The organism is Bradyrhizobium sp. CB1717 (assembly GCF_029714325.1).
GTDB lineage: Bacteria > Pseudomonadota > Alphaproteobacteria > Rhizobiales > Xanthobacteraceae > Bradyrhizobium.
Window position 1 is genome coordinate 5701235 of record NZ_CP121666.1, and the last position, 24243, is coordinate 5725477.

Sequence of the window (24243 nt, forward strand, 5' to 3'; positions counted from 1 at the left end):
AAGCACGATGACGAATTCGAACGACGATAGAGCTCCTCGCCCACAGGCTGAGGTGGCCGGAGACCTTGACGGCGCTGGCACGCTTAACGGCCGTGCCGGCGCATCGGCGTTCTCGATCGCCGGCCCCGACGGCAGAGGCGGCACGGCGGCGGGGGCGAACCCCTACGAGTTGCTAAGCGCTTCGCTCGCGGCGTGCACGGCGATGACGATACGGCTGCAGGCGCGAAGGCAGAAAATCCCGCTTTCCCACGTCGAGGTCGCCGTGTCGTACCACCATGGCGGGGATGGCGGCCGCGACTCCTTCGAGCGCTCCATCAGGCTCGAAGGAAACCTTGGCGACGAGGAGCGCACCCAACTGATGCAGGCTGCGAACATGTGTCCCGTCGGGCGGACGCTCGGCCTCAGCGCCGACATCCGCACCACCGATAACGTCGGCGTCGCGCCGGCGGCAAGCTATGACGACGACTTGAGCGAGCTTCCGATCCCGTACATCGACCCCGACTAGTGTGCCGCGAGATAGTCCGCGAGCGCCACGGCGTTGTTGCGCCCGGTATCGTGCGCGCCGAAGAGCAGCGTGACTTCACCCGTCGATACAAGATCCGTCAGGTGCTCGACTGCGGCGTGATTGGCGCGGAGTTCCTCGAAGTATCGCTTGTGAAACTCGCGCCAGCGCTTCGGGTCAGGGCCAAAGCAGGTCCTGAGGCTTGCCCTCGGGGCGATGTCCTTCCACACGTTACTGCTGGCATGCTCCTTCGTGAGCCCGCGCGGCCAGATGCGGTCGACGAGCACCCCTTATGCCGTCCGAGGCCTCGGGCGGCTGTTGACGCGCTTGACACCAGGCCGCGGGGACCGTCGAGACATTGGATTCACCAGCCTTCCCCTCTCTAAAGGAAGGTACCTCGCGTTAGCCTGCCCTCGCGGGACTGACCTTGGGAAAATCGATCGGGGTCTGCACCGCATTGTTCATGAAGTTGGTCAACAGGAACTGGGCAGTCAGCGCAATCATCTCGACGATGTTGGCGTCTGTCCACCCAGCATCCCTGACCGCTGCAAACTGGGCGTCGGAAACTTTGCCGCGCGTCTCGATGAGCGCCTTCGCGAAGGCGACCGCAGCCTGGCGCTTGGGATCGCTCGAGCGGCCCTCCCTGTTCAGCCCGATTTCGTCCGCCGGGATTTTGGCCACGTTGCCCGCGATGAAGCTGTGCGCGGCCAGGCAGTAGTCGCACCCGTCCGCCTCCGACACCGCCAGCGAGATCCCGTCTCTCGTCTTGACGTCCAGGGTCTTCGCGAGCGATCCCATCAGGGTAGCCCAGCCGGAGAGCGCGTTAGGGCTGATCGACATGAGGCGGTGCAGGTTGGGTACGAAGCCCAGCATCTTGTCAACGTTGTCGAGGATCGGCTTGGACTCCGCGGGGGCGTCCTCACGTTTCGGAATGGCAATACGCGGCATTTGATCCTCCTACCGTAGACCGCGAACGATTATTCAGTTGCAGGTCGTCACTAACTCCGACCGTCTGAGCCAGTGGTGGCCACTGGAGTGCCTCGAAAGCTAGCGCGCGTCACGCCGCGGCGGGCATGTTTCTTGATCATGCAATCGATAACAGCAGGTCATCGACTGAGCACCGACCGGCGCACCAATGTCACGTCTCCCGGTCTTCTTCCTCAGCTGCGCCCGGCCCGCCGCGCTGACCATCCGCGGAGCGTCCCTTACCCTCGGACTCTGCCGGGACGTATCCATGCACCTGGCGAAAAGCACGGAGAAAGCTGCTGCAGCTCCTATAACCGACCGCCCGCGCGATCTGCTCAACTGAAAATGTCTTCGCTGCGAGCATATCGGCTGCGCGCTTCATCCGCATTTGCCGGAGCGCGACCATCGGCGAACTTCCGATTGCGCGCACAAACCGCGCCATGAATGCGGATCGGCTCAAGCCAGCCTTCTGCGCCAAGGCCATGACGGAGTGATCGGCCGATGGCCGCGCCACCATATCGGCGAACGCATGGGCGATTTGACGGTCACTCAGGATAGAAAAGCGCTCGAGCCAAACGCTGGTCGAATTCAAACTCCGACGGATGAGCGTGACGAGCACCTGCTTCAGGATGGCGGTCGTCATCGCCTGCATTCCAACCTGCCGGCCGCTGATTTCTGCCAACGCAGCCTGCAACTTTGACCCCAGTTCGTCGTCGGGTTCGAAGCGCTCGACAATCGGCGTGGAAAGGTCAGCAAAGAGGTCGATCGACGAGCCGTAGGTGGCGCGAAAGTACCCGCAGATCAGCATCACCGCCGGGTCGACGTTCCCGGCGACGAATCGCTGGATACCCTCGCCGAAGCGAGAATCCCATTGAGCTTCGACCACATTCACCGTTTTGGCCGCTGTGCGGTCATCAACCTCGATGTGAAACGGCTTCTTGGGCGGTGTGATGACAAGGGTGTGAGGTACCAGAGGAAATGCGGAGAAACCACTCACAACCATTCGTCCGGTCCCGGAAAGATTGTAGTGGATAGCCGGCGCGTCCGCGCTCTCGAATGACAGGCGCCAACCTGGACTGACCAAACACTCGATGAGCCCAATGACTTCGACATCGAAAGTTGCCATCAGTACGTCGAGATCGGATCGAGGCAATACAAGATTTGGACGATCGGACATTTGTTTCGGACTCTCGGGGTGAGCTGATGTCCTATTCTTGGGACAGGACAATTGCAAATCTTGGTACTGCTTTATGGCAAAGACGGTGCGCGTCTGCGCCCTGACCGGCGGCCTGGGTGGAAGCTGGGAACCTCTTTGACGAACGTGGGCTTGCCGCCCTCATTCCGACGTCTCAGAACTGAGACCTTAGGAGATCCTAATGAGCAAAAAGCACTTGATGAAAAGACGACCGAGCCGATCCCGACGCAAACCCTGACATATGACTGGTCTCGCCTATGATGTTGTACGCAACCGCGGCGTTAATAGGAAACAGCGTCGGTGAGAACACTTTGCGCAAGACGCGGATCGACAATTCCGAGCCGGCGCACAATATCGGTTTCCGCGGAAACTCCGCGACAAACCGCTTTGCCATCGGCTCTGCCTGTTACGGCAACGAACTGGAACGGTCCGAACGAGGGCAAGTCTTTCGAGTATGAGTATGCAGCTCCAGTTTTATCAGGTGCGATATTTCTTAGCTCTAGCAAGGACACTCAATTTTACGCGGGCTGCGGAGCAATGCAATGTAACGCAGCCCGCGCTGACAAAGGCAGTACAAAAGTTAGAGCAAGAACTCGGTGGCGCGTTGATTCACCGTGAGCGTCACCTCACCCAGCTCACCGAGCTGGGCAAGATGGTTTTGCCCACACTGGAGAAAATATTTGCCGCCGCCGAGGCGGTACGGCTTCAGGCGCGAGACTATCAAAAGAAGACAATCGCCCCGCTCAAGATCGGGTTGGTGCCGTCAGTCTCCGCCGCACTCATTACGGAATTGCTCCGGGAAGTCGCCAGGATTATCCCTGACCTGCGAGTCGATCTGCGCGAGGCGGATGCCAACGGGCTCATTGCGATGCTTTTGGATGGCGAGATCAATGCCGCACTCGTCGGTGACGCCGTGGAGCTACCTGAGCGTATCGATCGCTGGCGGCTGTTCGAGGAGCGGTACGTGCTCGTCTTGTCTCTGAAACATCCGATGGCGAGGCAAACCGTTATCCCGCTCAAAGACTTGCATGAGGTGGAATTTCTCGAAAGGGTCGGATGCGACGTCGCCGGCCGATTCAAACAGGCTTGTTTTGCCGACCAGCCAGGCCCCAAGGTTGTGCACAGGAGCGATCAGGAAAGCCATCTTCCCGAAATGGCGTCCGCCGGTTTTGGGGCCATTCTGGCGCCAGAGCACGCTCCAAGGCTGCCGTCACTCGCCGCTATTCCAATTGAGGGCGACCCCGTCCGGCGCGAGGTGCAGCTTCTGGCCGTGGCGGGGAGGCAGTATTCGCCCGCGCTTGACGCCTTTGTCAAGGTCGCTCGTGTTCGTGACTGGACGAGTGCACTGGACAAACTCCGCTGCGCGTCTGCCCCTGCCTCAAGCAATGTCAATGTTCGCAAGGTTGACGCACAAGGTGCAGGCTCCTCGATCCAGATCACAGGTCCCGGTCCCGCCTCCTCACGCCCGAGCTTGTCGCGGGCATCCAACCGTCGTTGCTAAAGTGGCGCGAAGTCGTTGATGGCCGAGGGACAAACCCACGACGCAGTTGCAGTCACCCACGCGAAGCCTCCTGAATTTGATTCGTCCGTTTCCGGTTAGCCTAAGGGCGAGGCTTAGGCCCATCCAATTCGGACAGGGCAGCAAGCACGGTTTCGGTCGTCGCTCCCGTGATGGAGCCCGGCCCGATACACACTCGACGGATGATCCCTCGTTGGTCGAGGACATAGGTGGCCGGCATTGGCAACATCCAAAAGGAGAAGCCATGGGGAGCGGAGAGATCAAGGCCGCGCTGCAAGAGACGGCTCTTTATCTCGGCTGGCACCACGGACACCAGGCCGAACGAAAGGCTCACCCCAAGATCCAGGTCGGAGAGGATTTCCAGATCCAGTCGGTGATCGCATTTGAGATTGCGTGGCAAGTCTCCAGTATCGGGCGTTATGGCAATTGCTCTGGCGCCGGCAGCGCGGATTCTGGAGGTGGCCCCGTGAAGAACCCGTAGTCCAGCTGCGCACAATGGGGACCATGTCCCGTAAACGAAGGTGACGATCAACGGTGCAGTTTGTCGCAATTCCAAAGATAAGACGAGCTTTCCATTTGCGTCGGGGAGAAGGAAATCGGGCGCAGATTCGTTCACCTTCAGGGCGCCGTCAGGAACCCCCGCCTCTCTCAGCCATGATGAAATCAGCCGGTCGGTTCGGATATCCAGCGTGCGAAAACTGCTCAAGGTCTCCGCGGAGGGTTCGATTGTCGTACTAACCGGGCGCCCCTTCGAAACTTCGTCGTCCATTCTGGTTCTCCCCCCCAACGGGGCCCCTCGCAGCACCTGTCCGCGTATGTTTCTTGCATGGTGACCGTCCGTTCCGGGAAACTAAAATTCAACTTTGGAATGGAAGTCGTTGACGAATTATCTTTAGGAATAGTCGGGCGAGCGCCGATTCAAAGTCCTGTTCCCGCATTTCCCAGACCCGTCGCCCGGGCCGATAAATCGGTCCCGGCAGATTGAAACACCTCCAGGTGTCGATCCGCATGGCATCGTTTCGATAGCCGGAGGTGATTGGACGGTCGACCACCCGGTGCCTATCCTCAATGATGAACAAAGAGGAGTACGGCGAATGGCGATCTACAGGAAAAACCTCGAAGCCGTCTCGAAGTTGACTCCCGAGCAGTACCGCGTCACGCAGACCGCCGGGACCGAGCGCCCCTTCGCCAACGAATACTGGGACAACAAGGAGCCTGGCCTCTACGTCGACGTGGTTTCCGGCGAGCCGCTCTTCGCATCCTTCGACAAGTTCGACAGCGGGACGGGATGGCCGAGTTTCACGCGGCCCCTGGAGGCTGCAAACGTCGTCGAGAACGTTGACAGCTCGCACGGCATGGCACGGACGGAGGTTCGCTCCAAGCACGGCGACAGCCACCTTGGCCACGTTTTCCCGGATGGGCCGCGCGACAAGGGCGGGTTGAGGTACTGCATGAACTCGGCCTCCTTGAGATTCATCCACCGCGACCAATTGGAGAGCGAGGGCTACGGCGCGTACGCAAAGCTCTTCGCAAAGCAGGAGGCCTGACGATGGCAGCGACTACAGAACGCGCAATCCTGGCAGGGGGGTGCTTTTGGGGAATGCAGCAACTGGTGCGACGCCTGCCCGGTGTCGTCTCAACGCAGGTTGGGTACTCGGGCGGCGACGTCAAGAACGCCACGTACAGCAACCACGGCACGCACACAGAAGCGATCGAGATCACGTTCGACCCGGGTCAGACGAACTTCCGCGACCTGCTGGAGTTCTTCTTCCAGATCCACGACCCGACGACCCCCAACCGGCAGGGAAACGACAGAGGCGCGAGCTACAGGTCGGCGATTTTCTACACGAGCGAGGAACAACGCCGCGTCGCCGAGGACACCATCGCCGACGTGGAGGCCTCAGGGCTGTGGCCGGACAAGGTGGTGACGGAGGTATCGCCCGCTGGCGACTTCTGGGTGGCCGAGCCCGAGCACCAGGACTACCTGGAACGTTACCCGAATGGCTACACCTGCCACTTCGTCCGCCCGCAGTGGAAGCTTCCGCGCAGAAGCGCCGCCTGAGGGCGGCGCAGGGACGTGTGGACGGTGCCGGACGCAGCCTTACTTCGCTTCGTGAAACGAGCGGTGCGACGCACCCTCGCCAATACCCGCGCTTCCGCGGGTCTCCGTCTGGCGGAGCACGCTTAGCTTCGCCATAGCCGGCGAAACCACAAGGAGAGACGGGATGACCACGAACAAGATCGTCCAGAACATGGAAGTGATCGGCGCGGACGGTGTTCACGTCGGCAATGTCGACGGTGTCGCCAACGGTCGCATCAGGCTCGCCAAGCGCGACAGCGGCGAGGGCCAGCACAAGGGCCACGCGCATTTCATCGACCTCGGGCTGATCGCCGACGTCGAGGGGCAAAGGGTTCGCCTCTCGGCAAACGCGGCGGTAGCGGTGACGTTCGAAGAGGAGCAATCGGGAAAGCCCGTCTGACGAAAGAAGACCCGACGACCCTGGCCACGCGCGAGGCATAAAAAAGCGCGAACCGACGACAGGAAACCGTTTCGCAGGCATGGTGCATGCACTGCTTGAGCCGACTGGAGAGGAAAAGGCCTTGGCGTCGAAGCTGGATCAACTACGCGCAATGACAACGGTGGTCGCCGACACGGGCGATCTTGGTGCGGTGGCGCGTCTCAAGCCGGCAGACTGCACGACGAATCCAACGATCGTCCTGAAAGCTATCGACAATCCCGAGTACACGAATATTGTCGAAGAAGCGTTGACATGGGGACGAAAACGGAGCGGCGACGCTGCACGCGTCGCCGCCGCGACTGCCGACCGGCTCGCAGTCTCCGTCGGCGTCGAGCTCTTGCGACTCGTGCCAGGCTTTGTGTCCACCGAGGTGGACGCCAACCTGTCGTTCAATATCGGAGCATTGATCGCGAGGGCGCGCCAGACTATCGACGCCTACAAGCAGCGCGGCGTCGGACCCGATCGCCTGCTGATCAAGCTCGCATCGACGTGGGAGGGAATACGCGCTGCAGAGATCCTCCAAAGCGAGGGTGTCAAGTGCAACATGACGTTGCTGTTGAACCGGGCGCAGGGGATTGCCAGCGCCGAAGCTGGCGCCTTCCTGATCTCGCCGTACGTGGGCCGCATCTACGACTGGCACAAGAAGTCTGGTGGAAAGGACTTCGACGCCGCGGAGGATCCAGGGGTCCGGTCGGTGCGGGACATCTACGGATACTACAAGTCGAACGGCATCGAGACGATCGTCATGGGGGCGTCATTTCGCAACACCGGCCAGATCGAGGCGCTGGCCGGATGCGATCGGCTGGCGATCACGCCAGCCCTCATGGACGCGCTTGCGTCCGAGGGGGGCGAGCTCAAACGCGTCTTGGCGCCCACCGCCGCAGAGCCACGCTCCCTTCGTACGGCGGAAGACGGGATCTGCCACTGGTTCGTGAGCGAAGACGCCGTCGACATAAAACACCTGGACCCCGCGGGTCCGATGGACGAAACAACCTTCCGGTGGATCATGAACGAGGACGCGATGGCGACCGAGAAGCTGTCCGAGGGCATTCGCGAGCTCGCGAACGATCTGAAGACGCTCCGCCGCAGGACCGCAGAACGCCTCCTGTGAGCCCGCGACGTCGCCGCAGCCGACGGCGAACGCAGAGCCGTGATGATCGTGATGCACCACCTGAACAACTCGAGGCCTCAAAGCCTCCCATGGCTGCTCGCGGATCTCGGGCTGCAGTGCGTCCAGCGTATCTCGCCGCGGTCGCGCGCGTCGCTCTCGCGGAGTGAAGGCCGGCGTCAGGCTGCATCGGATTCCCCGATCGCGTCTCCGGTAGCGTGGTGGCCATACGGCAGACCTACTCCTCAGCAAATCTTCGGCGATGCAAACGCTCTTTGCTTCTAGCGTTGCGACCACCGAAACTCCCGAGGGGTCTTACCGAGCAAATGACGGAAATGACGTGCTAGATGACCCTGGTCGAAAAAGCCCACGGCGAACGCAATTTCCGCTAACGGAAGATCCGTCCGAACCAACATCTCCTGGGCGCGCTCAACGCGCTTTTGCGTGAGGTAGACATGCGGCGTCACCCCGGCGGATTGCTTAAACTGTCGTGCAAAATGATGTACTGATAGTCCGGCAACTCCAGCCAGCATCGACAGATCGATAGCTTCGCCCAAATGCACTTCCACGTATTCCCGCACCCGACGCATTGCGCCCGGCGACAATCCGCCCCATGCTTGCTGTGCTGGCGGCAGGGTCGAAACATCAAACGAGCCCAGGCGCGGCCGCGTGTGCAGGTCATGGCTCGTTGGATTGTTTGAGGCAGTCACGGGGCGATCGGGTGGAGTGACAAGCGCGGGCCGAGTATCATTGCTGCCGGCGATCAGTAACCGCACAGAGAAATCGGTCCGGTCGCGGTGCCGGAAAATGTCGACGTTTCGCTCGAAAATCGACCACAAGCTGGTACCTGCCCGTAGTCCAAGATCATCGAGCATAAGGGACGTGCGCGCGAACCGGTTTGCGCCCATGATACGTTGGTTGCTGTCAATTGCCAGCAACATGCCTTGAGCGCCTCTCTCCGGCGGCGCTATGGCGACGATCCACTCTCGACGGAAGTTCTCACGAAAAAATCGCTCTTCTATCGCGCACGCCGATCGCAGTGTGAGCGCACCAGTGAGCGCGTGCGCTCGTTCCGAGAGTTCAGGATCGACGGCAGAGACGTCCAACACTGCAATCAATCCCCCATCAACCCCGAAGATTGGCGCACCAGAGCAGCTCAAGTTGATGTGTCTGGACCTAAAATGCTGGCTTCTGTGAACAGTGACAGGCCGCTCTTCCATGATGCAGGTGCCGATTCCGTTTGTGCCCTCCACCTCCTCGGACCACACGCCGCCGAGCCAAGTTCCCCAGTATTGGAACTCCCTTGCCCGCATTTGTTCGCCGCGATGCGCGACTGCGACGCTGGAGTTATCACAGAGCAAGACGGTATATCCAGCTTCGCGGACAACCCCGTACAATTGATCTATCTCTTGTTGGGCGCTGAAGATGAGCTTATCGAGCGGTTCGCAAAAATTTTTCAGTTCAGCAGGCGTCAGGATACGTGGCGCCTTGCTATCGATTGGATCGAGGCCGTATTTATTTGCTGATCTTTGCCAAGAACTTGATACCGCTTCTATCCCCGGCGGAGGCGTCGCCCCCTCGGCAACAGAACAAACGTGTTCAGCGTGTCCCACAATAGTGCCGAGAGAGCTTGCAGAGCGCTCCGAGAGTCCCATCATCGCACCCGGTTCGCGATGGTAGCTTATAGCATTGGCGCGCGCCGACCAGTTTCAAACTGTGGCGAAACGCGCTGCCGTGGCGAACGGCGCCCTCAAAGCACCGCGATGCCAAAAAGCATTGTCGCACCAGCATCAAGGTACACCGCGCGGAGTGCCCCCGCAATCGCCGCAACGGAACCCAATTAGCAATGGTGATCCCGACGCAACAATAGATCGAAATTCCGGGTAAAAAAGCAAGGGCCTCCGGTCCGGATCAAATCCCTCCAAGAGTGGCTAGACCATTTGTTGCATGCTCAGCCGTCGGACAGATCTTCGCGGTCTTGTGTTCCGCTCCGAACATCCAAAGGAGAACGCCATGATCGACACTGGATATGTGGGCGCCGAGTCAGACAATATTGCTGACGCGACGCAGCGCATTGCGACGATAGTCGCTAACGCTCAGGCCGCTCGGCACTTTCTGGCTCATCGGCCGCCAGACCTAGACGAGGTACGACAAGCGCTCGATTGCATCGTGAGGGACGCTTATCGAGCCAGTGACGTGATCTACCGGATCCGCGGGCTGCGGCCTCTTCAAGGAGGCGCCACCGAAGAAGGTGCGTGTGTAGATCAATGGGGCGATCCGCGACCTGCTCAAGCTGGCGCGTGACGAGGTGACGAGAAACGGCGTATCAGTGCTGACGCACTTCGCAGGGCCCTAGCCGACTGTCCAAGCAGATCGGGTGCAACTACAGCAAGTAATCCTCAATTTGATTATCAACGCTGCGGAGGCGATGAGCGGCATGCGCGAAGAACCACGCATCCGTCGCCGTTCGTCCAGACACACGGCTCGCCCCGCTTGCCGCGGCGGTATCCTGGACAATCCGGCAATGAACCGGCTTGAAATGCCCTTCGGCGACGGCGCGCTCGCAGTCGCCTACTAAAAGCCGCCTCGCCCTGCTCCACACGGAGGTGCCGCAAGAGCTGTCCGGCCAAGGTACGGATCGCGGCTGGCACATGGCGTTTTCGAAGCGTTGTGACGCGATGGAAAATGGGTGATCGCGAAGTTCCCCTTCATGTCTTCCTACGCCGCCCGACACCTCGAGTACGGCGAGCTCCTCGATGGCGGATCGAAGACGGACGGGACGCACGCGCGCACAGCGCTTTTGGACGATGATACCTCCGCCTATCGAATGCATGACCAAAGATAATTTCCATTATCGTCGGCTGCGTCCGATCTTTGGGTCTGCGCCACCACTGTGGCCGCGCTAGCGTAGATCAGCGGAGCGGCTCCAACCGGCCCGACCGCGAACGCGCGTCATGCAGACTGAACTCCGCATGAGGCGACCCGCGCTTCCGCCGCACAGAGGGACTCGCACATGGATGATCACGCGATTATGCCGCGATAAAAAAGTGGACCGCAACCCCGATGACCAATGACAAAAGCGACAAAACCTTCCATCCGAACCGTCGGGGCTTTCTCGGCGTTGCCGCTGCCGCGGGCGCCGCTTCGCTGGCTCCGGGTGTCCTGATAGGAACCGCGGCGACAACCACGGCGCTCGCGGAAGTATCCGAACCCGCCTCCTCCCAATCCGTGGATGCTTCCGCGAGTACTGTCGCTGCCAAGTTGCCGTCGCCAGTGCCCGGCTATCTGCCATTCGGCCCGGACGAAGCCGGCTTCGTCGAGGTGATGGTGAACGTGATGTGTCCTGCGGATACGCTGACACCCGGCGGCGTCGATTGCGGTCTTGCAGCCTACATCGACCGACAACTGGCAGGCGGTTTCGGTAAGGGCGCGCGCCTCTATATGCGCGGCCCCTGGCGAGAGGGTAAGCCTGAACTGGGCTATCAATTGCCACTCACACCCGAGCAGTTTTTCAAGGCGGGCCTCGCTGCCGCGGATGCGGCCTGCCAGAAACTCAATGGCAAGGCCTTTAGTGAATTAGATGAGAGTGGTGCCGACCGATTTCTCCATGAAATTGCCAACGGCAAGGTGACAGACGAGCGCGTCCAGCTCGCCTCGTGGTTCAACGAACTCGTCTATCCGCTATTTGAACAAGCTTGTTTCGCCGATCCCGTTTACGGCGGCAATGTCGGCAAGGTTTTTTGGAAGGCGATCGGCTATCCAGGTCTCCCCGCGGTTCATTCCCAGGACATGGTCGATTTCCGTGGCAAGCCCTTCCCGGGTGCCGCCGATCCGAAATCCATCGCCGACTTCGCCTAAGGGAAACAATCATGCCTACACGCTTGAAACATCGCACCGTCGTTTTCGTTGGCGGAGGATTCACGGCGGCGCTGGCTGCTCGCCAGTTGACGGCCAAGGGCGTCGATGTCGTCGTCCTTGAACGGGGAATCGACCGCACCCACACCGCCGCAACAAGCTTGCCGTCGCAGCGCGACGAGCTGCGCTGGGACGTGCATGGTGACCTCTTTCAGGATTGGTCAGTCCAGACCTACACGCTTCGCCATAATGGCGGCGAAACGGCGCTGCCGATACGACGTCTCCAGGCGTTCAAACCCGGCGAAGGAATGGGCGGTGCGGCCAATCACTGGAACGGGCAGACCTGGCGCTGGAGCGAGTCTGACCCTGTTTTGCGTACCCACCTTGAGAACCGTTATGGAAAGAAGGCCATTCCAGCTGAAATGGCGATCCAGGATTGGGGCGTCACCTATGCAGAGATGGAGCCCTATCATGATCAGTTCGAAAAGCTGTTCGGCATTGCCGGCAAGGCAGGAAATCTGCGTGGCAAGGTGCAGGAGGGCGGAAATCCGTTCGAGGCACCACGGCAGAACGAGTTTCCGCAAAACGCTCTGCCTATCACCGAAGCGGGCGTGATCTTCAGCGAGGCAACCAAGAAGCTAGGCTACAACCCTTTTCCCATGCCGGCGGCGAATTCGCCGGAGGCCTACACCAATCCCGATGGTATGCAGCTTGGTCAGTGCCAGTTCTGCGGCCATTGCGAGCGCTTCATCTGCGAAGCCAATGCCAAGGCTAGCCCCGAAGTTCTGCTCTATCCGATGCTGAGAAAGCGCAAGAGCTTCGACTTGCGTCTGCAAACGCATGTTCTCGATATTCTTTATGATCGTAAGGCACAACGCGTGAGAGGCGTTCGCTACATCGATCGCGTAACCGGCGAGGAGTACGAACAGCCGGCCGACGTCGTCGTACTTTCTTCCTTCACGATGTCGAATACCAAGTTTCTGCTGATGGCGGGGATTGGGACGCCTTACAATCCCAAGACTGGTCACGGGCTGGTCGGCAAGAGTTTCTGCCACCAGACGATGTTCGGCACGCGTGTCTTCTTCAAGGACCGCTGGATCAACCCGTTCCTGGCGTCCGGTGCGTCACAGACCGTGATCGACGAGTTCAACGGGGACAATTTCGACCACAGCGGTCTTGGCTTCTTCGGAGGCGGCTACATCTACGCCAACGTGACGAACGGACGGCCGATTACGAGCCGGGCTGTGCCGCCCGGCACGCCGAAATGGGGCGCGGAGTGGAAAAAAGCCAACGCCGATTGGTACGCCCATAATTTCAGCATAACTGCCCATGGCAGCTGGTATCCGCATCGGGAGAATTATGTCGACCTCGACCCGACCTATGTCGACGCCTACGGGCAACCGCTCTTGCGGATGACGTTCGACGTTCGCGAGAACGAGCGCGAGATGTCGGTATATCTGTCGAAAAAGATCGACGAGATCGCCAAAGCGACCGGTGCCGACATCGCACCGCCGACAGCCCCCCGCAAGGGGCCGTACGATAGTCGCGTGTATCAGACCACCCACGTCACTGGTGGCACGATTATGGGAAGCGATCCTGCGACGAGCGTCGTCTCCCCTCACCTGCAGCACTGGGATGCGCAAAACCTGTTTGTCGTCGGTGCATCCGTCTACCCCTTTAATGCAGGCTACAACCCGACAGGCCCGCTAGGGGCTCTCGCGCTTCGACTCGGCGACGACCTCAACGATTATGTGGCGCGGCCGCGCCACCTCTGATCCCGACCTAAAAAGGACGTTCCCTATGAAAAGCGCGGGAAAGATTGGCGCGTTTATCGCGGTGCTCGTACTTGCGGGACCAACCGCGAATCGCGGCTACGCACAGGACGCCGAGCACGGAAAAACCATCTTCAAAGCTTGCGCAGCTTGCCATGCGACAGATCATGCCAGTCGCGCCGGGCCGGGCCTGGGGGGAATCAACGGCAGGAAGGCGGGTACGGTTCCCGGCTTCAGCTATAGTAGCGCGATGAAGAAGTCCGACATTGTCTGGGATACGAAGATCCTCGATGCGTATCTGGAATCGCCACAGCAAGTGGTTCCCGGAAACAGGATGCCCTACGCAGGGCTGAAGAACCCGACGGACCGGACGGACCTCGTTGCCTATCTCGCTACGTTGAAGTAACGGCTCGTTGAGCGAGGCGTCAGCGAGACGCCATGCATTCGCACGCAAAACATCGATGCCGCCGACCAATGTGTGCAGGCGTCGGAATTGCGTGATGCTCTGTCTGAAATGCTCACCGCCATGCGTTACGAGTGTGGCCGCCTGTGTGCTTCGAGCGCAGCGGCGGTTACGCCATGCGTTTCCCTGTCCAGACCGACGGGGCGCACGCGCACAGCACTTTTAGACAACGATACCCCGCGCTTATCGAATGCATGATCAAACGGAATTTCTAATTTCGCCGGCTGCGTCCGATCCTGAGGCCACCGGGTCGGCCGGACACGCGGCCGCCTCGACATCGCATGAAGCCATTGCGTCGAGCCACCGTGCCGCGCGCGGGCAACAAAGGAGCCCCCCATGAAATCACCTAGGACCGTCGACCCAGTTGTTGCGGTCTCCCTGGTCGCGGCCACCGTGGCGGCGCACGCGTAGATGAGCGAAGCGGTTTCAGCCGGTCCGACCGCGAACGTAGTGGACGCTGATGTGTCACTGGTCAAGCCGCCGACCGACACCAGTTCTGGAAGCGAGGTCACACTGTTCTGCCTTCGCTTTCGGAAACTACCCATGGCTCCCGGCACTAGATGTCGAACGGACCCATCGCCGCAGCATTTTCAACAGAGAAAGCGAAAGCACTCTCGTACCTCAACCTATCCCCTCACCCATAGGAATCACCATGACTGACGGAATCACCATGACCAACGGCGTCATCGAATGCATCCTGAGCCGCAGCGCCACGAAGTACTTCGATCCTGCCGCCACCTTGAGCGACGAACAAATCCGCGAGCTGGTGAGAATCGGTACCACCGCGCCGACGTCCTTCCACTTGCAGAACTGGCGCTTCATCGCCGTACGCACGCCTGAAGCAAAGGCTCGGTTGCGTCCGCTCGCTTGGGATCAGCCCGCGATCACCGAAGCAGCCGTTACCTTCATCGTCTGCGGCCAGTTGGCCGATTCCAGCGTAGTACCAGAGCGTCTGGCACCGCTGGTGGAAGCGGGCATTATGCCGGCAAAGATGGTGCCGGAATGGGAAATCCCCGCACGCGATCTGTACATGGAATACCCGCAGCGCCAGCGCGACGAGGCAGTACGCACCGGCACGTTCGGCGCGGCGGCGATGATCTATGCGGCCCGCTCACTGGGCTTGGGTTCGACGCCGATGATCGGTTTCGACGCCGAAGCGGTGCACCGCGAGTTCGGACTGGCCGAGGACGAAGTACCGGTCATGCTGTTGTCCGTGGGGCCGGAGCGTCCGGGAAACTGGGCGCAGAAGCCGCGCCGTCCGGTCGCCGACGTGCTGGATCTCGTTTGAGTATTAGTAAAGCCCACAACTTACGGAAGACTACGATGCCAAGAAGTGCAGCTCTAAAGCCGGAACAGGTGCCGGCCGATTCAAAACCGACCCTCGACACGATCACCAAGAACATCGGGTTTACCCCAAATATGCTGGCGACCTTCGCGCATAGCCCGATCGCGTTCAACGCGTGGGCCGCCCTGCTCGGCTCCTTGAGCAAGGCGCTGGACGTGAAGACGCGTGACAGCATCGGCCTTGCTGTCTCCGAAGTGAATGGCTGCAACTATTGCCTGACAGTTCACAGCTTTACGGCCGACCATATGGCCAAGCTGCCGGCCGATGAAATCATTCTCGCTCGGAAGGGCCATGCAAGCGACCCGAAGCGAGACGCCGCCGTCCAGTTTGCGCGCAAAGTCATCGAGACCCGCGGCAAGGTCAGTGACGCCGATCTGAAAGCCGTGCGCAATGCGGGCTACACGGATGCGAACGTCATGGAGATCGTCGCGCTGGTGGCTATGTACTCCCTGACGAATTTCTTCAACAACGTGTTCGATCCCGAGAAGGACTTTCCTGCCGTTGCGCCGGCCGGCTCGATCTGAGCTTTGTCCCCTCGCAATTTGTCGAAGCCATTGGGATCGATCGCATGCACATTCTCCATATTGATAGCAGTCCGCGTCGAGAATCGCATAGCCGTGAGCTTTCGGCCGCGATCGCCGAAAAGCTTCTCGAGGTTGCGCCCGGGGCGAGCATTACCCGGCGTGATTTAGGGTTCGAACCCTTGCCCCACACCGTGGCTAACTATGCCGCCGCGTTGGCGTCGCCCGCCACGTTAGCCGCCCCGCCGAAGGGTTCTCTGGATATTTCCGAAGCGCTTATCCGGGAAGTCGAAGCGGCCGATGTTGTTGTCATCGGAACGCCCATGCACAACTTCGCTATTCCCTCGGTCCTCAAAGCGTGGATCGATCAAATCTTGCGCGTCGGTCGCACGATGATGTCGACGCCCGCCGGAAAGGTGGGAATGCTCCGGGATCGTCCGGTGTTCATCGGCGTCGCCTCTGGCGGCGTCTTTACCGGCGACCGAGCCAACCAGCCGGACTTCCTCACGCCATATCTGTCGCTGGCACTTAGTTCCATTGGGCTGAAGACCCAGCAATTTATCCCTCTAGAGGCCACCGCGTTCCTCGACCGAGAGCAAGCTCCATTGGCGAGGGAGAAAGCGCTTGCCGCTCTCGATCTGACTGTCATGGGACAGCTTCGAGGCGTCGATGGCTGCCCTGCAGTGCCCTCAGGCACCGGTAAACCGCATCGCGAGGCACACCCCCATGCTCCGGAGAGCGTCGTACCAGGAGCTCACTAAGGGCGCCGCAAGCGCTAGGCACGCCCGCATCATAATCCTCCGGCCTCCGCCGGACCATGAACACGAGGTCTTTTGATGATTTTACCTATCGGAACGAGAGTAACAGCCGCCGATGGCGTGACGCTTCCCAAAATCGGCGACAGGATCACCGACAAATCAGCACCGCCCGATGACGGTGCCGTCCGCGAGTGGATCGGACCAAAGTCGTTCGGGTATTGGACCGAGCTGCGGAACTGGATCGTCGAATTCTACCCTGGAGTTTTCGCGCCGGACTGGCTCTACGGTGGCAGAAACCGCGGTTGGTCCTTGCGCTACAAGAAGACCAGGGCGTTCTGCACCTTGGTGCCGGAATATCGGCTGTTTTCGACCGTGGTGGTCATGGGTGGAGCTGAACGAGAGAAGTTTGAGGAGCGGCGTTATGTCTGGCGTCCGCACTTGGTCAAGCTCTATGACGAAGCCAAAACATACATCGACGGAAAATGGCTGACAGTTGCCATCTCATCGGCGGATGATCTGCACGATGTGGCGGAGCTTCTCACTTTGAAGCGCCCGCCACCGTCGCGCGGTTGAAGTTCGCAAAAATGCTGGGTTCGCCGCGCGATGGCTCCGAGGAACGCGATCAGCGGTCTAGCCGACATCACACAGGAATTCGACATCAAGGTCGTCGCGGAAGGCGTCGAGCCGATAAACAGTTGCGTGAGAGATCGAAAAGACCTTCCGCGCCTGTAATTTACCCCGAACCAATAAATCTCTGAGGAGACAATTCCCATGAAAGCAATCGTGGTAACGGACCAGGCTGCGGGAACGTCCGGGATGAAGCTGGCGGAGCGGCCCGAGCCGCAGGCAGCGATAAACGACGTCGTCGTTCAGGTTCATGCGTCGGGATTCACCTCGGGTGAGCTGACGTGGCCCTCGACCTGGACGGATCGCCTCGACCGTGACCGAACACCGTCGATCCCTGGGCAGGAGCTGGCCGGAGTGGTCACCGCTTTCGGCTACGGCACGACGGGGCTGTCGGTCGGACAGCGGGTGTTCGGCCTCTCGGACTCATATCGCGGCGGCACCTTGGCGGAATATGTGGCCATCGAGGCACGCAACCTCGCGCCACTGCCGAGCGACGTCGACTTCACGGTGGGCGCCAGCGTGGCGATGCCGGGCCTGACCGCATGGCAAGGGCTGTTCCAGCATGGCCATCTTCAGGCGGGGCAGAGCGTCCTCGTACACGGCGCGGCCGGCGCAGTCGGTTCGATGGTGACGCAGCTCGCACGAGAGGCCGGCGCTTACGTCATCGGCACCGGACGCGCCCCCGACCGTCAGAAGGCGCTCGACTTCGGCGCGCAGGAGTTCGTCGACCTTGACAACAACGTCCTTGAAGACGTCGGCGGAGTCGATCTGGTGTTCGATGTCATCGGCGGCGACATCCAGAAACGGTCCGCAGGCTTGATTCGAGCCGGAGGAACACTGGTGACCATCGCCGGGCCAACCGAGGCGCGGCCGGCCGATGGCCTGACGATCGACTTTGTTCTCGTGTCCGATCGGGCCCAACTGAGTGAGATCGTCCAGCGGGTGCGGGACGGACGACTGCGGACGAACATCGGCAACATCGCGACCCTCGACGATGCCGTCGCCGCTTTCAATCCGACCAAGCGGATCAGCGGGAAGACGATCATCCGCGTTCGTCCGTGAGGCGACATGCGCCTGTCACTGCGACACTTCCACCAAAGAGACAAATGACCGAGGAGACAATTCACATGAAGGCGATCGTTGTAACGGACCAGGCTGCGGGAACGGCCGGGATGAAGCTGGCGGAGCGGCCCGAGCCGCAGGCAGCGATAAACGACGTCGTCGTTCAGATTCATGCGTCGGGGTTCGTCCCGACTGAGCTGACGTGGCCCCCGACCTGGACCGATCGCCGCGACCGTGACCGAACACCGTCGATCCCCGGCCACGAGCTGGCCGGAGTGGTTACCTCTCTCGGCTACGGCACGACGGGATTGTCGGTAGGTCAGCGGGTGTTCGGCCTCGCCGACTGGTATCGCGACGGCTCCCTGGCGGAGTATGTAGCCATCGAGGCACGCAACCTCGCGCCGCTGCCGGGCGACGTCGACTTCACGGTGGCCGCGAGCCTGCCGATCTCAGGCCTAACCGCGTGGCAGGGACTGTTCGAGCACGGCCGTCTCCGGGCGGGGCAGAGCGTCCTCGCGCACGGCGCGGCCGGCGCAGTCGGGTCGATGGTGACGCAACTCGCACGAGAGGCCGGCGCCCACGTCATCGGCACCGGACGCGCCGCCGACCGTCAGAAGGCGCTCGACTTCGGCGCGAAAGAGTTCGTCGACCTCGAGAACGACGCCCTGGAAGACGTCGGCAGAGTCGATCTGGTGTTTGATGTCATCGGCGGCGACATCCAGAAGCGGTCCGCAGGCCTGATTCGAGCCGGAGGAACGCTGGTGTCCATCGTCGGTCCGACCGAGGCGCGGCCCGCCGACGGCCTGGCGGTCGACTTCGTTGTCGAGTCCGATCGCGCCCAACTGAGTGAGATCGTCCGGCGGGTGCGGGACGGACGACTGCGGACGAACATCGGCATCGTCTCGACCCTCGACGAGGCTGTCGCCACCTTCAACGCGACCGAGCGACGCAACGGGAAGACAGTCATCCGCGTTCGTCCGTGAGCGACACGCGTCCATCGATGCACGCGGCCGGCCGGCGCTGTCCAGTCGGCGGGCGGCATCCTATCAATCGCTGCTACCAAGAGGCAGTCATGGCTTTCATGTTAAAGATCAACGGCACACCCCATGAGGTTGACGTCGACGGCGACACCCCGCTGCTGTGGGTGCTGCGCGACGTGCTCGGCATGACCGGGACCAAGTTCGGTTGCGGTAAGGCGCTGTGCGGCGCCTGCACCGTGCATGTCGACGGCGCGGCGACGCGGTCCTGCATCACCACGGTCGACAGCGTCGGCGAGAGCGCCGTCACCACGATCGAGGCGATCGGCCAGACGCCGCAGGGCGCGGCCTTGCAGAAGGCGTGGCTGGAGCTGGAGGTGGTGCAGTGCGGCTACTGCCAGTCCGGCCAGATCATGTCGGCGGCGGCGCTGCTGAAGGACACGCCGAAGCCGGCCGATCACGACATCGACGCCGGCATGTCAGGCAATGTGTGCCGTTGCGGCACGTATCAGCGCATCCGCGCTGCGATCAAGCACGCCGCGGGAGCTTGAGATCATGGATGGGCCTATTCTGAGAGAGCGGATTGCCGAGGAAACAGCGGTGTCGAGGCGCGCCTTTCTTCATGGCACAGGTTTGCTGCTTGGTTTTGCGCTGACCGGTGCAAGCACGGCGTCCGTCTTCGCGGCGCCTGCTTCGCGGGTGGTCGAAAACGATGTCACGGGTACTTTTGCGCCGAATGGATTTATACGGATCAATCCAACCGGCCCCGTGACCCTGATGATGCCGATGGCCGAGATGGGACAGGGGGTTTACACGGCGCTCTCAATGCTTCTGGCTGAAGAACTGGAAGTGGAGCTTGACCAGATTCAGGTTCAGCATGCGCCGGCAAATGATGCACTTTACGCCAACACGTTCCTGCACATTCAAACTACAGGTGCTTCCTCCTCCGTACGTGCCTTCTGGACGCCGCTGCGTCAGGCAGGCGCAGTGGGTCGTAATCTGCTGATTGCGACTGCTGCCAAGCGGTGGAATGTCGATCCAGCGACTTGCCATGCCAAGAACGGCATCGTGTTCAATGCGTCCGGCTCGAAGCATCTGAGCTACGGTGAACTTGCGAAGGCTGCAGCGAAATTGCCGGTGCCGCCCGCAGCAAGTGTTAGGTTGAAGGATCCGAAGGATTTCACCCTGATCGGCACGCGTGCGAAGCGCGTAGATTCATCGATAAAGGTCGATGGGCGCGCACTCTACGGCATCGACGCACGATTGCCGGGTATGAAGGTTGCCGCGGTTGCTATTTCGCCTGTGCTCGGTGGCAAGGCGAAAATGGTGGACGAGAAGGCTGCGCTGGCAGTGAAGGGCGTCCGGCGGGTGGTCAATATCGATGAAGCTGTTGCAGTCGTGGCGGATCACATGGGTGCGGCGAAGAAGGGGCTCGAGGCTGCCGCCATCACGTGGGACGATGGGCCGAATGGCACGGTTAACAACGCCGATATCGTCAAGCAATTGGAGGAGGAATCCAAAAAGCCGGGCGCAGTTGCCCGTAGAGATGGCGATGCAGGGAAGGCTCTTGCTCAAGCGGCGCAACGGCTCGAAGCCGTCTATCAGGTGCCTTTCCTGGCCCATGCGGCGATGGAGCCGATGAACTGCACCGTTCATCTGCAGAAGGATCGTTGCGACGTTTGGGTCGGGACGCAGGCGATATCGCTCACGCAGTCTCTGGTCGCCGAACTCAGCGGTCTGCCAAGGGATGCGATCAAGATTCACAATCATCTGATTGGCGGTGGCTTCGGCCGAAGACTGGAGGCCGATGGCACGGTGCTGGCCGTCAAGATCGCCAAGCACGTCGATGGCCCGGTGAAGGTGATCTGGAGCCGCGAGGAAGACATCCAGCACGATATGTATCGGCCGTACTACTTCGATCGACTGTCGGCCGGACTTGATGCGGTCGGCGAGCCGGTTGCCTGGACGCATCGGATCGCCGGCTCCTCAATCGCCGCTCGCTATGTTCCCTATTGGTTCAAGGACGGATTGGATCTCGATGCCGTAGAAGCGGCGGCCAAGCCGCCATATGCGCTGCCCAATATCCACGTCGACTATGTCCGGGTCGAGCCCCCTGGTGTCCGGACGGCTTTCTGGCGCGGCGTCGGACCGACTCACAATGTTTTTGTGGTCGAAAGCTTCATGGATGAGCTCGCGCATGCCGCAAAGCAGGATCCTGTCGCTTATCGCAAGGGATTGCTCGGTCACAATCCGCGAGCGCTTGGTGTTCTGTCCCTTGCCGCGGAAAAAGCAAGGTGGGGATCACCACTTCCCGCACGGCATGGCCGCGGGATTTCGGTACAATTCGCATTTGGAAGTTACCTGTCGCAGGTCGCCGAGGTCGAAGTGGCGGCCGACGGCTCTGTCAAGGTAAAGCGGATCGTCTGTGCGGTTGATTGCGGCATGTACGTCAATCCGGATACGATCGAAGCACAGGTTGAGGGTGGAACGCTTTTCGGGCTGACCGCTGCGCTCCATGGGTCTATCACTTTCAAGGATGGACGCGTCGAGCAGAGCAATTTCGACAGCTATCTGCCGATGCGTATCGACGAGGTGCCGGTGGTGGAGACGCACTTGATCAAGAACGCAGAAGCTCCAGGTGGCATTGGTGAAGCCCCGACGGCCATTGTCAGTGCTGCGGTAAACAATGCGATCTTCGCCGCCACCGGGAAGCGCTTGCGCAGGCTGCCGTTCGACACGGATTTGCTGAAGTCGTCGTCATAGTCCTTGCCCATCATCCCGTGCGCGTCGCAGCGCGCACGGGATGACTGTCCGGAGCCGACTGGCCCCAAATGGGATGATTCCGCGAGATGCACCACTCGAGGGAGTGGCCTTAGACAGTACGGCGCTGCTTGGGTTGTAGCAAGGAGTTGCTCCGGGGGGCTGTGGCTTTCCCGGGCTCTCGCGCAACGAGGCGGTTCGATTAAAGACCAGCCGTTCGGGTCGGGAATCATCGTCGTGGCTGAAATAGCCTTGGCGCTCGAACTGCAACGCCTCGCCATGGGGATCGGAGGCGGTTGCGCGCTCGACGAGGCAGCCGCGTAGCGTATGTATGGAATGTGGGTTGAGGTCGGCCGCGAGGTCCGTCGGGCTCGGCCTTGCTGCTGAGAAGAGCCGGCCGTAGAGCCTGACCTCTGCTGGCAAAGCATCAACGGCGCTGATCCAGTGGATTGTCGCCCCGACTTTTCGCCCGCCGGCGCCACCCCTGCTGTCGGGGTCGTAGGTGCAGCGTAGCTCGACCACACGGCCTGCTGCGTCCTTCACGACATCACGGCAAGTGACGAGGTAGGCGTAGCGGAGCCTCACCTCGCGGCCCGGCGCGAGGCGCCGGAAACCATGTGGTGGTGCCTCGTGGAAGTCGTCTTGCTCGATGTACACCTCGCGGGAGAACCGGACGACTCTCGTCCCGAAGGCCGGGTCCGCCGGGTGGTTTGGAGCAATTAACTCCTCTATCCGGCCGACATAGTAGTTCTCAATTGTCACCTTGAGCGGCTTGAGCACCGCCAGTCGTCGGGGAGCCCGCTCATTAAGGACATCCCGGATCGCTGCGTCCAGGACACCGTCGTCGACCGTGCTGTTGGCCTTCGAAACTCCGATGCCGCGTATGAACCGACGCACCGCCTCGGGGGGCACGCCACGTCGGTGCAGGCCTGCAAGCGTCGGCATCCTCGGGTCATCCCAGCCCGCCACGCGGCCGTCGCGCACTAGCTCCGTCAGCACGCGTTTTGAGAGGACGGTATGCGTAATACCCAGGCGAGCGAACTCACTGTCGGGGTCGCGATGGCACCGGGAGGTTATCGAGGAACCAGTCGTAAAGAGGTCGGTGATCCTCGAACTCGAGGGTGCACAGCGAGTGGCTCACCCCTTCGATGGCGTCGCACTGGCCGTGCGCGAAGTCATAGCTCGGGTAGATGTGCCAGGCCGTGCCGGTGCGGGGATGGCTGGCGTTGAGAACACGGTAGATGACCGGGTCGCGCAGGTTGACGTTCGCTGACGCCATGTCGATTTTCGCGCGGAGAACCCGCTCGCCGTTCCTGAACTCGCCGGCGCGCATCCGCGCGAACAACTCAGCATTTTCCTTCACGCTGCGGTCGCGGAACGGGCTGTTCCGGCCAGGGCTCGTCAATGTCCCCCTGCCCTCTCTGATATCGTGTGCGGACTGGTCGTCCACGTAGGCCTTGCCGATGCGAACGAGATGGCAGGCCCACGCGTAGAGCTGCTCGAAGTAGTCGGAGGCGAAGTGGAGGCCCTGCGCCCAATCGAATCCGAGCCACTGGACGTCGCGCTTGATCGCGTCGATGTACTCCACCCTCTCCTTTGCCGGGTTCGTATCGTCGAGGCGCAAGTTGCAGCGGCCGCCGAATTCCTTCGCAAGCTCGTAATTCAGGACGATCGACTTCGCGTGTCCCAGGTGGAGGAAGCCGTTCGGCTCGGGTGGAAAGCGCGTGACCACGACACGCGTGCAGCCGGTCTCGACGTCAGACGCTATGAGGCCGCGGACGAAATTGCTGGCGCTCGCGCCCGCTTCTCCGACGTCGTTCTGTTGAGGCACCTTCCGCCTCACGCCTGGAGTTCGTCGGGCGGGTGCGCGCCGAAGCCATGCATCCTGAGCGCCCATTGCAGTGCAACGACGGCGCCCTTGACCGGCTGCAGGAGAACTATCGAGGCCAAGGCTGTAATCGGAAGATAGACGCCAAGCTGAAACGCCAGCGACGGTGCATAGTCCACCTCGATCCAGAGAATCACCGGGATCAAGACGTGTCCGACGATGACAATCACTAAGTAGGCCGGCAGGTCGTCGGCTCGGTGGCCGGTGAAATCGAGGCGGCAGACAGAGCAGTGGTCGTCGACTTTGAGAAACGCAAAAAACAGGCGACCGCGCCCGCAGCGCGGGCACCTTCCTCGAACGCCCCTCCAAAGGGAGAGGCTAACGTTACGCCCCGCGGCAGTCTCTGCAGACGTCCAGTCGTTGTCGTGACTTCCAACATTGCCTTCAACTGTCGTGGCCATCGCCC

Annotated in this window: 25 protein-coding genes and 1 pseudogene; 19 read left to right on the top strand and 7 right to left on the bottom strand. The window is 61.1% G+C overall.

The genetic code is table 11. The features are described 5' to 3' along the window. Window positions 1–7: 7 nt before the first annotated feature. Window positions 8–505, top strand: coding sequence for an OsmC family protein (locus QA649_RS27230; RefSeq protein WP_283019888.1), 498 nt, complete (start codon window positions 8–10; stop codon window positions 503–505). On the opposite strand, the gene QA649_RS27235 is transcribed toward QA649_RS27230, so the two are convergent. From QA649_RS27235 to QA649_RS27245, 3 genes are all read right to left on the bottom strand, one after another. Further along, on the bottom strand, window positions 502–789 hold the full coding sequence (locus QA649_RS27235; RefSeq protein ID WP_283019889.1) for a DUF488 family protein: 288 nt from the start codon (window positions 787–789) through the stop codon (window positions 502–504). The genes QA649_RS27230 and QA649_RS27235 overlap by 4 nt on opposite strands. Before the next feature lie 115 nt (window positions 790–904). Beyond that, window positions 905–1450, bottom strand: a complete 546-nt coding sequence (locus QA649_RS27240) for a carboxymuconolactone decarboxylase family protein (protein ID WP_283019890.1) — start codon at window positions 1448–1450, stop codon at window positions 905–907. 190 nt (window positions 1451–1640) lie between these two features. Then, the gene (locus QA649_RS27245) at window positions 1641–2645 is read right to left on the bottom strand and encodes a helix-turn-helix domain-containing protein (RefSeq protein WP_283019891.1); all 1005 of its coding nucleotides are present in this window, start codon (window positions 2643–2645) and stop codon (window positions 1641–1643) included. Between the two features lie 478 nt (window positions 2646–3123). On the opposite strand from QA649_RS27245, the gene QA649_RS27250 reads away from it, so the two are divergent. Next, window positions 3124–4164, top strand: coding sequence for a LysR family transcriptional regulator (locus QA649_RS27250; RefSeq protein ID WP_283019892.1), 1041 nt, complete (start codon window positions 3124–3126; stop codon window positions 4162–4164). Window positions 4165–4264: 100 nt separating this feature from the next. On the opposite strand, the gene QA649_RS27255 is transcribed toward QA649_RS27250, so the two are convergent. Further along, window positions 4265–4951: a redoxin domain-containing protein gene (locus QA649_RS27255; protein WP_283019893.1), complete on the bottom strand. Its 687-nt coding sequence runs from the start codon at window positions 4949–4951 to the stop codon at window positions 4265–4267. 325 nt (window positions 4952–5276) lie between these two features. Between QA649_RS27255 and msrB the strand changes: the two genes are divergently transcribed. The 4 genes from msrB (at window position 5277) to QA649_RS27275 (ending at window position 7812) form a co-directional block, all read left to right on the top strand. Further along, on the top strand, window positions 5277–5729 hold the full coding sequence (gene msrB, locus QA649_RS27260; protein WP_283019894.1) for a peptide-methionine (R)-S-oxide reductase MsrB: 453 nt from the start codon (window positions 5277–5279) through the stop codon (window positions 5727–5729). A 2-nt stretch (window positions 5730–5731) separates the two neighbouring features. Beyond that, window positions 5732–6244, top strand: coding sequence for a peptide-methionine (S)-S-oxide reductase MsrA (msrA, locus tag QA649_RS27265; protein ID WP_283019895.1), 513 nt, complete (start codon window positions 5732–5734; stop codon window positions 6242–6244). A 163-nt stretch (window positions 6245–6407) separates the two neighbouring features. Further along, window positions 6408–6662, top strand: coding sequence for a DUF2171 domain-containing protein (locus QA649_RS27270; RefSeq protein ID WP_283019896.1), 255 nt, complete (start codon window positions 6408–6410; stop codon window positions 6660–6662). A gap of 121 nt (window positions 6663–6783) precedes the next feature. Next, on the top strand, window positions 6784–7812 hold the full coding sequence (locus QA649_RS27275) for a transaldolase (RefSeq protein ID WP_283019897.1): 1029 nt from the start codon (window positions 6784–6786) through the stop codon (window positions 7810–7812). A gap of 278 nt (window positions 7813–8090) precedes the next feature. Here the strand turns inward: QA649_RS27275 and QA649_RS27280 are convergent, their stop codons facing one another. Continuing rightward, window positions 8091–9467 carry a helix-turn-helix domain-containing protein gene (locus tag QA649_RS27280; RefSeq protein ID WP_283019898.1) on the bottom strand — a complete coding sequence of 459 codons (1377 nt, stop codon included), beginning with the start codon at window positions 9465–9467 and terminating at the stop codon, window positions 8091–8093. 355 nt (window positions 9468–9822) lie between these two features. Here QA649_RS27280 and QA649_RS27285 point away from each other — a divergent pair, with 355 nt between their 5' ends. The 13 genes from QA649_RS27285 to QA649_RS27345 all read left to right on the top strand — a co-directional run bounded on the left by QA649_RS27285 (window position 9823) and on the right by QA649_RS27345 (window position 21952). Continuing rightward, window positions 9823–10113 (top strand): hypothetical protein, encoded by a 291-nt coding sequence (locus tag QA649_RS27285; protein WP_283019899.1) that lies wholly within the window; start codon window positions 9823–9825, stop codon window positions 10111–10113. A gap of 73 nt (window positions 10114–10186) precedes the next feature. Beyond that, window positions 10187–10387: a hypothetical protein gene (locus tag QA649_RS27290; protein WP_283019900.1), complete on the top strand. Its 201-nt coding sequence runs from the start codon at window positions 10187–10189 to the stop codon at window positions 10385–10387. A gap of 485 nt (window positions 10388–10872) precedes the next feature. After that, complete coding sequence (locus QA649_RS27295) at window positions 10873–11667, top strand: gluconate 2-dehydrogenase subunit 3 family protein (RefSeq protein WP_283019901.1); 795 nt, start codon at window positions 10873–10875, stop codon at window positions 11665–11667. 11 nt (window positions 11668–11678) lie between these two features. Beyond that, window positions 11679–13439 (top strand): GMC family oxidoreductase, encoded by a 1761-nt coding sequence (locus QA649_RS27300; RefSeq protein WP_283019902.1) that lies wholly within the window; start codon window positions 11679–11681, stop codon window positions 13437–13439. Between the two features lie 25 nt (window positions 13440–13464). Then, window positions 13465–13842: a cytochrome c family protein gene (locus tag QA649_RS27305; protein ID WP_283019903.1), complete on the top strand. Its 378-nt coding sequence runs from the start codon at window positions 13465–13467 to the stop codon at window positions 13840–13842. Window positions 13843–14551: 709 nt separating this feature from the next. Then, window positions 14552–15187, top strand: a complete 636-nt coding sequence (locus QA649_RS27310) for a nitroreductase family protein (RefSeq protein WP_258769889.1) — start codon at window positions 14552–14554, stop codon at window positions 15185–15187. Window positions 15188–15222: 35 nt separating this feature from the next. Further along, on the top strand, window positions 15223–15768 hold the full coding sequence (locus QA649_RS27315; protein ID WP_283019904.1) for a peroxidase-related enzyme: 546 nt from the start codon (window positions 15223–15225) through the stop codon (window positions 15766–15768). A gap of 44 nt (window positions 15769–15812) precedes the next feature. Continuing rightward, window positions 15813–16526 carry an NAD(P)H-dependent oxidoreductase gene (locus tag QA649_RS27320; protein ID WP_283019905.1) on the top strand — a complete coding sequence of 238 codons (714 nt, stop codon included), beginning with the start codon at window positions 15813–15815 and terminating at the stop codon, window positions 16524–16526. 75 nt (window positions 16527–16601) lie between these two features. Then, complete coding sequence (locus QA649_RS27325) at window positions 16602–17096, top strand: DUF3788 domain-containing protein (protein ID WP_283019906.1); 495 nt, start codon at window positions 16602–16604, stop codon at window positions 17094–17096. Between the two features lie 198 nt (window positions 17097–17294). Continuing rightward, window positions 17295–18212: an NADP-dependent oxidoreductase gene (locus QA649_RS27330; protein ID WP_283019907.1), complete on the top strand. Its 918-nt coding sequence runs from the start codon at window positions 17295–17297 to the stop codon at window positions 18210–18212. A 65-nt stretch (window positions 18213–18277) separates the two neighbouring features. Then, window positions 18278–19195: an NADP-dependent oxidoreductase gene (locus QA649_RS27335; protein WP_283019908.1), complete on the top strand. Its 918-nt coding sequence runs from the start codon at window positions 18278–18280 to the stop codon at window positions 19193–19195. A gap of 89 nt (window positions 19196–19284) precedes the next feature. Then, window positions 19285–19740, top strand: coding sequence for a (2Fe-2S)-binding protein (locus QA649_RS27340; protein WP_283019909.1), 456 nt, complete (start codon window positions 19285–19287; stop codon window positions 19738–19740). A gap of 4 nt (window positions 19741–19744) precedes the next feature. Next, complete coding sequence (locus tag QA649_RS27345) at window positions 19745–21952, top strand: xanthine dehydrogenase family protein molybdopterin-binding subunit (RefSeq protein WP_283019910.1); 2208 nt, start codon at window positions 19745–19747, stop codon at window positions 21950–21952. Between the two features lie 174 nt (window positions 21953–22126). Here QA649_RS27345 and QA649_RS27350 read toward each other — a convergent pair. Then, window positions 22127–23780, bottom strand: a pseudogene (locus QA649_RS27350) (glutamine--tRNA ligase/YqeY domain fusion protein); the annotation flags it as partial. A gap of 8 nt (window positions 23781–23788) precedes the next feature. Further along, window positions 23789–24238, bottom strand: coding sequence for a DUF983 domain-containing protein (locus QA649_RS27355; RefSeq protein ID WP_283019911.1), 450 nt, complete (start codon window positions 24236–24238; stop codon window positions 23789–23791). Window positions 24239–24243: the final 5 nt, after the last annotated feature.

What these genes read in the sequence shown, in the direction of transcription:
- QA649_RS27230 (WP_283019888.1), top strand. Translation starts at nt 8, where the DNA reads ATGACGAATTCGAACGACGATAGAGCTCCTCGCCCACAGGCTGAGGTG.
- QA649_RS27240 (WP_283019890.1), bottom strand. Translation starts at nt 1,450, where the DNA reads ATGCCGCGTATTGCCATTCCGAAACGTGAGGACGCCCCCGCGGAGTCC.
- QA649_RS27245 (WP_283019891.1), bottom strand. Translation starts at nt 2,645, where the DNA reads ATGTCCGATCGTCCAAATCTTGTATTGCCTCGATCCGATCTCGACGTA.
- QA649_RS27250 (WP_283019892.1), top strand. Translation starts at nt 3,124, where the DNA reads ATGCAGCTCCAGTTTTATCAGGTGCGATATTTCTTAGCTCTAGCAAGG.
- QA649_RS27255 (WP_283019893.1), bottom strand. Translation starts at nt 4,951, where the DNA reads ATGGACGACGAAGTTTCGAAGGGGCGCCCGGTTAGTACGACAATCGAA.
- msrB (WP_283019894.1), top strand. Translation starts at nt 5,277, where the DNA reads ATGGCGATCTACAGGAAAAACCTCGAAGCCGTCTCGAAGTTGACTCCC.
- msrA (WP_283019895.1), top strand. Translation starts at nt 5,732, where the DNA reads ATGGCAGCGACTACAGAACGCGCAATCCTGGCAGGGGGGTGCTTTTGG.
- QA649_RS27270 (WP_283019896.1), top strand. Translation starts at nt 6,408, where the DNA reads ATGACCACGAACAAGATCGTCCAGAACATGGAAGTGATCGGCGCGGAC.
- QA649_RS27280 (WP_283019898.1), bottom strand. Translation starts at nt 9,467, where the DNA reads ATGATGGGACTCTCGGAGCGCTCTGCAAGCTCTCTCGGCACTATTGTG.
- QA649_RS27285 (WP_283019899.1), top strand. Translation starts at nt 9,823, where the DNA reads ATGATCGACACTGGATATGTGGGCGCCGAGTCAGACAATATTGCTGAC.
- QA649_RS27295 (WP_283019901.1), top strand. Translation starts at nt 10,873, where the DNA reads ATGACCAATGACAAAAGCGACAAAACCTTCCATCCGAACCGTCGGGGC.
- QA649_RS27300 (WP_283019902.1), top strand. Translation starts at nt 11,679, where the DNA reads ATGCCTACACGCTTGAAACATCGCACCGTCGTTTTCGTTGGCGGAGGA.
- QA649_RS27305 (WP_283019903.1), top strand. Translation starts at nt 13,465, where the DNA reads ATGAAAAGCGCGGGAAAGATTGGCGCGTTTATCGCGGTGCTCGTACTT.
- QA649_RS27310 (WP_258769889.1), top strand. Translation starts at nt 14,552, where the DNA reads ATGACTGACGGAATCACCATGACCAACGGCGTCATCGAATGCATCCTG.
- QA649_RS27315 (WP_283019904.1), top strand. Translation starts at nt 15,223, where the DNA reads ATGCCAAGAAGTGCAGCTCTAAAGCCGGAACAGGTGCCGGCCGATTCA.
- QA649_RS27320 (WP_283019905.1), top strand. Translation starts at nt 15,813, where the DNA reads ATGCACATTCTCCATATTGATAGCAGTCCGCGTCGAGAATCGCATAGC.
- QA649_RS27325 (WP_283019906.1), top strand. Translation starts at nt 16,602, where the DNA reads ATGATTTTACCTATCGGAACGAGAGTAACAGCCGCCGATGGCGTGACG.
- QA649_RS27330 (WP_283019907.1), top strand. Translation starts at nt 17,295, where the DNA reads ATGAAAGCAATCGTGGTAACGGACCAGGCTGCGGGAACGTCCGGGATG.
- QA649_RS27335 (WP_283019908.1), top strand. Translation starts at nt 18,278, where the DNA reads ATGAAGGCGATCGTTGTAACGGACCAGGCTGCGGGAACGGCCGGGATG.
- QA649_RS27340 (WP_283019909.1), top strand. Translation starts at nt 19,285, where the DNA reads ATGGCTTTCATGTTAAAGATCAACGGCACACCCCATGAGGTTGACGTC.
- QA649_RS27345 (WP_283019910.1), top strand. Translation starts at nt 19,745, where the DNA reads ATGGATGGGCCTATTCTGAGAGAGCGGATTGCCGAGGAAACAGCGGTG.
- QA649_RS27355 (WP_283019911.1), bottom strand. Translation starts at nt 24,238, where the DNA reads ATGGCCACGACAGTTGAAGGCAATGTTGGAAGTCACGACAACGACTGG.